Source organism: Streptodolium elevatio (genome assembly GCF_053592165.1).
The window spans coordinates 116,627-126,578 of the sequence record NZ_JBSFVE010000024.1 but is presented as its reverse complement, the minus strand read 5'-3'; the positions used below and the strand labels follow the sequence as shown (position 1 = coordinate 126,578).

The 9,952-nt window shown below is 73.0% G+C and carries 8 protein-coding genes; 4 read left to right on the top strand and 4 right to left on the bottom strand.

The annotated features are described in order from the left end of the window. The first annotated feature begins 272 nt into the window (after positions 1-272). Positions 273-716, top strand: a complete 444-nt coding sequence (locus ACWD12_RS33835) for a GNAT family N-acetyltransferase (RefSeq protein ID WP_450102774.1) — start codon at positions 273-275, stop codon at positions 714-716. A 107-nt stretch (positions 717-823) separates the two neighbouring features. Here the strand turns inward: ACWD12_RS33835 and ACWD12_RS33830 are convergent, their stop codons facing one another. Further along, positions 824-2,476, bottom strand: a complete 1,653-nt coding sequence (locus ACWD12_RS33830) for a glycoside hydrolase family 6 protein (protein ID WP_450102773.1) — start codon at positions 2,474-2,476, stop codon at positions 824-826. Between the two features lie 69 nt (positions 2,477-2,545). Then, positions 2,546-3,052 (bottom strand): hypothetical protein, encoded by a 507-nt coding sequence (locus tag ACWD12_RS33825; RefSeq protein ID WP_450102772.1) that lies wholly within the window; start codon positions 3,050-3,052, stop codon positions 2,546-2,548. A 611-nt stretch (positions 3,053-3,663) separates the two neighbouring features. Between ACWD12_RS33825 and ACWD12_RS33820 the strand changes: the two genes are divergently transcribed. Continuing rightward, positions 3,664-6,777 (top strand): S8 family serine peptidase, encoded by a 3,114-nt coding sequence (locus tag ACWD12_RS33820; protein ID WP_450102771.1) that lies wholly within the window; start codon positions 3,664-3,666, stop codon positions 6,775-6,777. A gap of 136 nt (positions 6,778-6,913) precedes the next feature. On the opposite strand, the gene ACWD12_RS33815 is transcribed toward ACWD12_RS33820, so the two are convergent. After that, positions 6,914-8,320: an NAD(P)/FAD-dependent oxidoreductase gene (locus ACWD12_RS33815; protein WP_450102770.1), complete on the bottom strand. Its 1,407-nt coding sequence runs from the start codon at positions 8,318-8,320 to the stop codon at positions 6,914-6,916. Between the two features lie 175 nt (positions 8,321-8,495). Further along, positions 8,496-8,894, bottom strand: coding sequence for a VOC family protein (locus ACWD12_RS33810; protein WP_450102769.1), 399 nt, complete (start codon positions 8,892-8,894; stop codon positions 8,496-8,498). A gap of 176 nt (positions 8,895-9,070) precedes the next feature. On the opposite strand from ACWD12_RS33810, the gene ACWD12_RS33805 reads away from it, so the two are divergent. After that, entirely contained in the window at positions 9,071-9,478 is a 408-nt protein-coding gene (locus ACWD12_RS33805; protein ID WP_450102768.1) for a hypothetical protein, read from the top strand. Positions 9,479-9,483: 5 nt separating this feature from the next. Continuing rightward, entirely contained in the window at positions 9,484-9,951 is a 468-nt protein-coding gene (locus ACWD12_RS33800; RefSeq protein WP_450102767.1) for a thiol-disulfide oxidoreductase DCC family protein, read from the top strand. Position 9,952 lies beyond the last annotated feature (1 nt).

Here is a 9,952-nt window from a genome sequence, read left to right as displayed (position 1 = left end):
AACAACTCCTCGCCACCTGGCACGGCACCTGCCCCACCTGCAGACGCCCCACCGCCCACCGCAAACCCAGACCGAGCTAACAAAGCACTACTAGGCACGCGAGGGCACCGCGAGGTAGGCACGAAGGCAACGAGGACGAAAGCCGGCGCTCGGACGGCGACGAGCGCGAGTGCAGCGCGGATGCGAGACGGTGGCCGCGGACCCATCTGCCCGTGCCCGCGGATGGCGCAACACGGTCACGAGGTGATCATCGGGCGTCCTAGGGTGTCCGCATGGTTCGCTTTGACACCGAAGTCGACAAGGAGCGCGAGGACTGGCTCGGCCATCGCCTCGACGAGACCAACACGGCGGCGTCGCCCGCGATGGCACGGCTGCGCGGCACCCCGGCCGAGGACGACATCCCGGTGCACGTCTACGCCGTCGACGACGACGGCGCCGTGGTCGGCGGCCTGACCGGCAAGGTCTGGGGGCGGTGGCTGCACGTCGATCTGCTGTGGGTGCGGGCGGACCGGCGCGGGAAGGGCCTTGGGGCGGACCTGCTCGCCCGCGCCGAGGAGACCGCCCGCACCGAACACGCCTGCGGCCACGCCCGTTTGGAGACATGGGACTTCCAGGCCCCGGAGTTCTACCGCAGGCAGGGCTACACGCTGGTCGGCGAGGTGCCGGACTACCCGCCCGGCGTCACGGAGTACATCTTCACCAAGGCGCTGCGGTAGCCCGGCTCGTCGGTCCGCGCCCTCCCGCCCCGGCCCGGTCGGGTTCCCCTGTGAGGTCCCCGACCGGGTCCCGGCCAGCTTCCGGCGAGGTGCCGGTCGGGTGCCGGTCAGGTGCCGTCGATCAGCCGGATCGCGAGGTCCGGGTCGAACTGGCCGGCGGGGGTGCCGGGTGCGATGCCGCAGGTGCCGTCGGAGTCGCCCGGGACCTTCAGCCACAGCACCAACTCGGCGCCGGCCGCGCCGGATCCGGGCGTCGCGCCCAGCTTGCGGCCTGCCGGGTTGCACCAGTCGCCCCGGTCGCCGTTGCCGTTGCGGCTGGTGTCGACGACGAACGCGGCAGGCTTTCCGCCGCGCTTCCGGATCTCCTGGTCGACCTGCTTGCCGTACGCCGAACTCGCGGCCGTCGTATCGTCGTTCGAGACGTTTACGGCGAACCCGGCGGTGTCGCCCACGCCGGCCTTGAGCAGCCGGTCGGCCATCGTCGCGGCGTCGATCCACGCCGCGTTGCCCGCGTCGATGTAGAGCTTGGCGGCGGGGGCGGCGGCCTTGATGCGCTGGACGGCGGCGCGGATCAGCGCGAGCCGGTCGTCCTGGGCCTTCGCGCCCGGGAGGCAGCCGATCTGTGCCACGGCGTCGGGCTCGAGGACGACGATCGCCGGCTTGGCCCCGATGCCGGCCGCGAACTTCCCGATCCAGTCCAGGTATGCGGCGTCGCTCGCCGCACCGCCCGCCGAGTACTGGCCGCAGTCGCGGCCGGGAACGTTGTACGCCACGAGCACCGGCAGCTTGCCCGCGGTCGCGGCCCGCCCGACGTACGCGGACGCGTCCGCACGCACATCGGTGCTCCAGTCCCCGAACCAGCGCGCGATCGGCTTCGAGGCGATGGCGCTGCCGATCCGGGCCGCCCGCGGGTCGCCCTGATTGCGCGCGACCCACTCGGCCGGGTTCGACTCGGGGTCGACGTACAGGTCCGGGACCGGTCCGTCGGACGGCGGCGGCGGGACCGGCGCGGTCGGCTTGGCGGGCGGACTCGGCTTGGGCGGCGCCGGCTTCGTGTCCGACGGTCCGGCGGAGGGCGGCTCGGGCGCCGAGGACTCCGACGGCGTGGCCGCGGGTCGGGACGGGGCGGGCGTGGGCTTGGTCGCGGGCGGCTTGGCCGGGTCGGGCGTTGCGGGCTTGTCCTTGCCGGGCTTGTCCTTGCCGCCCTTCTTGGCCGACACGCCGTCGATCATGACCGACACGCGGCTGTCCGCGCCGCCGAGTTGGAACGTCAGCGCGGCCTGGTCGACCTTCTCCCGTGCGGTGAAGGGGAGCACGAACTCGCGCTTGCCGGTCTCCAGGGTGACCTGCTTGTCCAACGCGGCCGTGTACGGCGCCCGTTCGTGCTGCATCGTGACCCGGATCGTCACGGGCCGGTCGGCGCGTGCGGTGAATTTGAGGACGTACGGCTTGCCCTTCGCCAGCGCGAACCCGGTCTGCCCGACCATGTGGTCCCACTGCCGCGGCGACCCGCCCGGGACCTGGACGCGGAGCACCTTGCCCTTGCCGGTGGCCCCGTCGGCGACGGTTTCCTTGACGGCGCGCCCCGAGCTCCACCAGAACGCGGAGCCGTCCTCGAAGCCGCCGTTCGCGATGAGTTCGTCGCTCTTGTGGTCGCCACCGAGGGTCGCCTGCGCGGTGAACCCTCCCCCGACCAGGACGACGGCCAAGCCTCCCACGATCACGGCACGCGGCGCGCGCAGACCCCGAATCCGTCGCATGCAGACCTCACCTCGTGACCGTCGGTACCTATGGCACTCGGCAACGTAGGGGGTGCGTGTACGGGGCGACTATCCGGTCGGCGCGGCCGCCCCACCGGGTTCGGGACACACCCGCTCCCCCGGTGCCAACCACAGCGTGCCTCCCCCGCCGACCACCGTCGTGACCGTGGCGCACACCGCGGCCCCGTCCGGTCGCGGACCGAACACCGTTGTAGAGCGGGAGGGTTCCACCATGCCGCGTTCGATGATCCGCCCGTCGGCGGCGACCACGGCCACGAGATGGCCGACCACGCCGTCCACGCGGGCCGGGCGCCACGTCACCATGACGCCGCTCGCGTCGGAGCGCACGGCGACGTCGCGGGCGAGGTACGGCGCGGCCTGCTCCGCGGTCATCCGCACGGCCCGCTCGTCCGCGGGGTCGGTCGGCAGGCCACCCAGCGACGGCGCGACCGGCTGCCGCGAGGGGCCGCCGCTTCCGGACGTGGAACCGCCGGAGGGCGCGTACAGGGCGTAGACGATCGCGCCGATGAGCAGCAGGGCGACCACACCCGCCACCCGCCCTGCCACTTCCCGCACCCTGGCCTCCTGTCCTTCCCCGCCTCGTCTGGCCGGTTCCCTCGCCCCACCGGCGGCTTTTGACTCTTCGGCCGCGTCGTGCCGCCGGTTCGCCGCCCGCCGGATCTGTCGCGTCCGCCCGGCGCCCACCGTAGTTGGACCGCGCTCCGGGCGCCCGAGCGAGGTCACGTGGACGCGGAGGGCCCGCCCGAGACCTCGAATCGGCGGCCGGGGTGCCGTCCGCCGTTCAGGCCAACGGCGTAGGCGAGCACGCATTCGAGTGAGACCGGGAATTCGTCGGGTGTGACAGGCAACTCACCGGCGGTTCCCGGTCGTCTCTCGACGAGGCGTCCATGCCGATCGGCGGCGTGTGCGTCTCCGGAAGGAGAGCCCATATGAATCGTCGTGCCAGACGCCGTTTCGCCGCCAGTGTGGTGGCGGGCGCGTTATTCGCCGTGGGGGCGGCGGGAACGGGGGGCGCCTATGCGGCGGGCGGGCCCGGCTCCGGGCCTCCGCCGGAGGGCCCGCGGGGGGACGGTAGGGCGGGCGGCGGCCAACCCGCCCGCGCGTCAGTCACGTTGATCACCGGCGACGTCGTCACAGTAGACACGTTCCCGGGCGGCGTGCAGGCGGTGACGACGACTCCGGCACCGGGGCGCGAGGACGTCTCCTTCCTGCGGTCGACGCGGAACGGGGCCGTGACGGTCGTGCCGTCCGACGCCCTGGGGCTGCTCAACCGCGGGGTGCTGGACCCGGCGCTGTTCGACGTGACGGCGTTGGTGCGGGACGGCTTCGACGACCGCAGCACGCCCGTACTGCCACTCATCGTGCGGTACGAGGGCGCGGGCACCGCGGCGTCGGCGCGCTCCTCGGTCGCGGCGAACGCCGTGCCGGGCCGTGAACTGCCGAGCATCCAGGCCCAGGCGGTTGCCGAACGCAAGGCCGACGCGGGCGCGTTCTGGCGTACCGTCGCCGCCGGTCCGGCCGACGCGGGGGCGGCCAAGAGACCGGCACCGGGCATCGCCCGGATCTGGCTGGACGGCCGCGTACGCGCGTCGCTCGACCAGAGCGTGCCGCAGATCGGCGCGCCGCAGGCGTGGAGCGCGGGCCTCACCGGCGCGGGCGTGAAGACGGCGGTGCTGGACTCGGGCATCGACCCCGAACACCCGGACCTCGCCGACGCGGTGGCCGCGTCGGCGGACTTCACCGGCGACGCGGAAGGCGCGGTCGACCGCAACGGGCACGGTACGCACGTCGCGTCGATCATCACCGGCAGCGGCGCGGCGTCGGACGGCCGCTACGCGGGCGTCGCCCCCGACACGCAACTCGTGGTCGGCAAGGTGCTCGACGACACGGGATTCGGTAGCTATTCGCAGATCGTGGCTGGCATGGAGTGGGCGGTCGGGCAGCAGGCGCGGGTCGTCAACATGAGCCTGGGGTCCGGACCTTCGGACGGCACCGATCCGATGTCGCAGGCGGTCGACGCGCTGAGTGCCTCGTCCGGGGCGCTGTTCGTGATCGCGGCGGGCAACGACGGTACGCCCGGTTCGGTGAGCGCCCCCTCGACCGCGAACTCGGCGCTCTCGGTGGGTTCCGTCGACGCCGAGAACCGGCGTGCGCCGTCGTCGTCGCAGGGTCCGCGCGTCGGCGACCATGCGGCCAAGCCGGAGATCACCGCTCCGGGTGTCGCCATCGCGGCGGCCCGGGCGGCGGACACGTGGCGCGGCGAGCCGATCGACGACTTCTACACGCGGCTCGGCGGCACCTCCATGGCCACGCCGCACGTAGCGGGCGCGGCGGCGATCCTGGCCCAGCAGCACCCGGACTGGACGGGCGAGCGGATCAAGGAGGCGCTGGTCGGTTCGACGGCGCCGGGTCCGGACATGGGTGTGTTCGAACAGGGCACCGGGCGGGTCGACGTGGCGGCGGCGGTGACGCGTACGGTGTCGGCGAGTCCCGCGGCGCTGTCGGCGTACCTTCGCTGGCCGAGCACCGAGCCGGTGGAGCGCACGGTCGTGTACCGCAACGACGGGGACGCGCCGCTGGTGCTGGACCTCGCGGTGGCGTCGGAGGTCGCGATGCCGCTGCGGTTGGGGACGAGCCGGCTGACGGTGCCGCCGCACGGGACGGTTCCGGTGGTGGTGACGGTGGATCCGGCGGCGGGTGAGGCCGGGACGTACGGCGGCGTGCTGGTCGCGTCGGGGCCGGACGGGAAGGCGCTGGTGCGTACCGCGCTGTCGGTGTTCCACGAGCCCGAGGTGTACGACCTGCGCGTGAACGCGATCGACCGCAACGGCGCGCCGCTCGACGGCGGTGCGGTGGTCGTCGTGAACGTCGAGACCGGCGTCGGCTACGAGGTGCGCGCGCAGGGCGAGTTCCTGACCGCGCGGGTGCCGAAGGGCCGCTACAGCGTCGACGCGATGGTCCACACGCCTGCCACCGACACGCGGCTGCGCAGCTGGACGCTGGTGTCCCTGCCGGACACGCCGGTCACCGCGGACACCACCGTGGTGGCGGATGCCCGGGCCGGGCTGCCGGCCGGGGCGGCGCTCGACCGAACGGGCACGACGGTGGAGCACCGCCGGCTCGGGTTCGGGGAGAAGTTCCCGGGCGGCGAGGCCGGGATCGAGGCGTCGTTCTACAACCTGCAGACCGAGGCTTTCGCGGTGCCGACGGCGAACGCCGGTGCGCAGTACGCCTATCGGGTGACGGCCTTCCTGGCGAAGCCGGCGTCGGGCAAGCAGCCGGCGGCGACGTTCAACCTCGCGCTGTCGCACGATCAGGCGATTCCGCAGAACCCGGTGCTGTCCGTCAGGACGGCCGAACTCGCGGCCGTGGACACCCGGGTGCACACGCTGGGCGACCACGAGCCGCGCACCGCGTCCATGTCGCGGCTCGCGGGGTGGGGCGACGGCAACTACGGCGGGTGGTTCCACTCCGTCCCGCTGCCGGGCGTCGCGAAGGAGTACTTCAGCGTGCAGCCCGGGTTGACCTGGCAGTCGATCCTCCAGGCCGACCAGTGGATGGAGACGGGTACGCCGCGGGCGTATCCGGCCCGGCACACCACCACCGAGGACTGGAACGAGGCGCCAGTCGGCCCCCTTGCCGCCTTCGGCCGGTGCGGCGACGACGGCTCGGCCGCGTTCCGGCCGTTCAACCCGTCGGGGGCGGGGCGTGTCATGGAAGGGGGCAGTGCCTGGGGGCGGGTGACGTTGTCACGGAATGGTGCGGAGATCGCGTCGAGCGAGGACGTGTTCTACCCGTATCTGCCGGGGATGGCGCCGGAGAAGGCGACGTACGCGCTGCGGCTGGAGGCCGAGCGGGACGACCCGTTGTGGCGGCTCGGCAGCCGGGTGGACGCCACGTGGACCTTCTCGTCGGTGCGTCCGCCGGACGGCGGCTGCGACGCGGCGTCGGTGCCGCTGCCGCTGGTCCGCTTCGACGGGGAGTTCGACCTGCGCAACCGGGTCGCGGGCGACCGGCCGTACACGCTGACCGCGATTGTGGAGCGGCCGGACGGATCCCGGCCGCAGGTGCGGCAGTTCACGGTCGAGGCGTCGTACGACGGGGGTACGACGTGGCGCCGCCTGCCGGCTGTGCCGAACGGCCGGGGGTACACCGTGCTCGCGCCGCCTCCGCCGCGGGGCGGGGACGGGTACGTGGCGCTGCGGACGTCTGTGCGCGATGCGGACGGGAACACGCTGACCCAGACGGTGGAACGGGCGTACGGCGTGGTCCGGCGCTAGCCGCGGGGCGGGTCCGGCGACGGGGGGCGCCGCGGGTGACCGCGGCGCGGCGCCGTGTCGTCGGCGCGCCGACGAGTCGTCGGGGGTGCGCGGTCCGGGCCTGTCGACAGGCCCGGACCGTTCGCCCTCGCCCGCATCAGCCGTCCTGCTGCTCCTTTTGCTCCTTGTGCTTCTTGTGCTCCGCGAGCTCGTTCTTCGGCTCGTCGTGGTGCCGCTCCTCCACCTGATCGGCCGTCATGTACGCGTCCGTCAGCTCGAAGTCCTGGAGTCGGGCGGCCCGTCCCGCCTGGAAGCCGGTGCGCACGAAGTCGTCGCCCGCGGCGGCGTTGAGCGCCCAGTTGACCAGGACGCGCGTACGGGCGGTGACGGTCGGCAGCGCCATCACGTGGTAGCCGCGGGCGACCACCTGCGCCGGAATGCCCGACAGTTCGACACCGAGGGGCTTGGACACCGCGTCCTTGCCGCCGAGGTCCACGACAAGTCCGAGGTCCCGGTGGTGGTACGGCTTCAGCGGCGTGCCGTGCAGCCGGGCGACCACGTTGTCGGCGAGCACCCGGCCCTGCCGCTGCGCGTGCTGCGCGGTGGGCGGGGTGATCGCGTCGCCGCCCTTGGCCAGGTCGGGTACCGCGGCCGCGTCGCCGGCCGCGAGGACCGCGTCCACCCCGGGCACCGTCAACTCGGCGGTGGTGACCAGGCGTCCGCGCATCGTGTCGGTCGACAGGGTGTGCACCAGCGGGCTCGCGGCCACCCCTGCCGTCCAGATCAGCGTGTGGGTGGCCAGCACGCGGCCGTCGGTGAGCGTGACCTTCGTCGGCTCGACCGAGGCGACGGAGGTGCCCAGCGAGAACAGCACGCCGCGCCGCCGCAGCATCCGCATGGCTTTGGCGCCGAGCTTGTCGCCGAGTTCCGGGAGCAGCTTGGGCGCGACGTCGATCAGGTGCCACTCGATGAGCGACGGGTCGAGCCGCGGGTAGCGCTTGGCCGCCGCGGTGGTCAGGCGCTGGAGGCATGCGGCGGTCTCGGTTCCGGCGTATCCGCCGCCGACCACCACGAACCGCAGCCGGGCCTCGCGTTCGGCCGGGTCCTGGGTGACGGCGGCGAGGTCCAGCTGCGCGATGACGTGGTCGCGCAGGTAGGCCGCCTGGGCGAGCGTCTTCATGCCGAGCGCGTGCTCGGTCAGGCCCGGGATGTCGAAAGTCCGGGTGGTGCTGCCGGCGGTGAGCACGAGGTGGTCGTACGGGACGTCCACGATCTCGCCGGTGGTCTTGCGGACCACGCACACCTTGGCGCGCGTGTCGACGCCGATCGCGCCGCCGGGCAGGAGCCGGGTGCGGCGCAGGCGCCGGCGCAGCGAGACGGCGACCGACTGCGGGGTCAGGACCCCGGCCGCGACGTGCGGGAGCAGCGGCAGGTAGAGCTGGTAGTCGGTGGGTGTGACCAGCGTGAGGTCGGCCTCGGGTGGGGCAAGCCTGCGTTCGAGCCGGTGCAGGCACTCGACGCCGGCGAAGCCACCGCCGACCACCACGATCTTCGGACGCGACATGGAGCGCACTCCCAACGTCTGGAGCTTGTACGCCGTGCGCGCGGGACGCACGGCAGGCCTGCATCGGAGCCTACGTAGATCAACTCGCCCAGGGCGCCCGACGCGCGCGGCGAACTGCCGAGGGAACGTGCGCGGGGTGCGCGGGGCGGCTGACCCGCCGGCCGCTGGGCACGGTTCAGGTGCCGACGTACCCGCGCAACACGCAGAACTCGTTGCCTTCCGGATCGGCCAGCACCGTCCAGCTGACTTTCTCGCCCTGGCCGATGTCGACGCGGGTGGCGCCGAGCGCGAGCACGCGTTCGACCTCGGCGTCGCGGGTGCGGTCATTTGGCGTCAAGTCGATATGCAGTCTGTTCTTGGCCTTCTTGGGGCCGTCCGGCACCCGCTGGAACAGCAGAGCCGGCGGGAACGCCCCCGAGCTCCTCGCTTCGGGCGTACGGGCGACGTCGCTGATCAGCACGTCGCCGTCCTTGTCCTCCTCGATGTGGGCGTAGCCCAGCACCGCGCGCCAGAAGTCGGCCAGCCGGTGCGGGTCCTCGCAGTCGATCAACAGTTCAGTCCAGACACTCGCCATCCCGGTACTTTGCCACGCCGCCACCCGGTTCACGCCTGACCGACGCACCCGAACGGCGCGCGCCCACGACCGGACCCGCCGTACCCGAACTCCTCGGCGGGGCGGCTTGAACACGTTCAAAATCACCCGCTAGAGTGCCGGTACGCGCACTGAACGCGTTCAAAAAGGGGTGCTCCATGGATCTCACCGTGGTGACGTACGCCGTCTACCTGCTGATCAGCATCGCCCTCACCCTCTGGGTCGGGCACACACTCGCCCGCAGCGGCCGGGTGTTCCTCGTCGACGTCATGCACGGCGACCGCAAACTCGCCGACGCGGTCAACCACCTCCTGACCGTCGGCTTCTACCTCGTCAACTTCGGCTTCGTCGCCCTGCACCTCGAACTCGGCGGCGGCGTCGACACCGTCCGGGAGTCCTTCGAGGCCCTGTCGGTCAAGATCGGTACGGTCCTGCTCGTACTCGGCGCGCTGCACCTGGCGAACGTGTTCGTGCTCGGCCGCATCCGGCGCCGCTCGCTCGCCGAGCACCAGCCCGTGCCACCCGTCCCGCCGCAAGGCTGGACCAGCCCGGCCGTCGGGGTGTGAGCCCGATGTCCGCACGGACCGGCGTAGGGGGCCTCTACGGGGGTGCGGCCCCCTACGCCCTCCACCCCGCACCCACGGTCCCGCCCATCCGCCGCATCACCGTCCTGTACGACGCCCGCTGTCCCCTGTGCATCGCCGTCAGCACCTGGCTGGCCCGCCGCCCCAAGCTGGTCGCCGTCGACCTGGTCGCCGCCGGTTCCGCCCGCGCCCGCAACCGCTACCCGGACCTCGACCACGAGCGCACGCTCCACGAGGTCACCGTCATCGGCGACGCGGGCCAGGTCTACAGCGGCGCCAACGCGTGGGTCGTCTGCCTGTGGGCCCTTCGCGGCTACCGCACCCTCGCCACGCGCCTCAGCACCCCGACCGGACTCCCCCTCGCCAAGGCCGCCGTCGTCGCCGCGGCCAAGATCTCCGCCGCGACCCGCCGCGCCTCCGGAGACTGCGCAAACGGCTGCGGGCCGCACGACTAAG

Excerpts from the sequence above, each read along its gene's own strand:
- ACWD12_RS33835 (WP_450102774.1), top strand. The coding sequence starts at position 273 with ATGGTTCGCTTTGACACCGAAGTCGACAAGGAGCGCGAGGACTGGCTC.
- ACWD12_RS33830 (WP_450102773.1), bottom strand. The coding sequence starts at position 2,476 with ATGCGACGGATTCGGGGTCTGCGCGCGCCGCGTGCCGTGATCGTGGGA.
- ACWD12_RS33815 (WP_450102770.1), bottom strand. The coding sequence starts at position 8,320 with ATGTCGCGTCCGAAGATCGTGGTGGTCGGCGGTGGCTTCGCCGGCGTC.
- ACWD12_RS33810 (WP_450102769.1), bottom strand. The coding sequence starts at position 8,894 with ATGGCGAGTGTCTGGACTGAACTGTTGATCGACTGCGAGGACCCGCAC.
- ACWD12_RS33805 (WP_450102768.1), top strand. The coding sequence starts at position 9,071 with ATGGATCTCACCGTGGTGACGTACGCCGTCTACCTGCTGATCAGCATC.
- ACWD12_RS33800 (WP_450102767.1), top strand. The coding sequence starts at position 9,484 with ATGTCCGCACGGACCGGCGTAGGGGGCCTCTACGGGGGTGCGGCCCCC.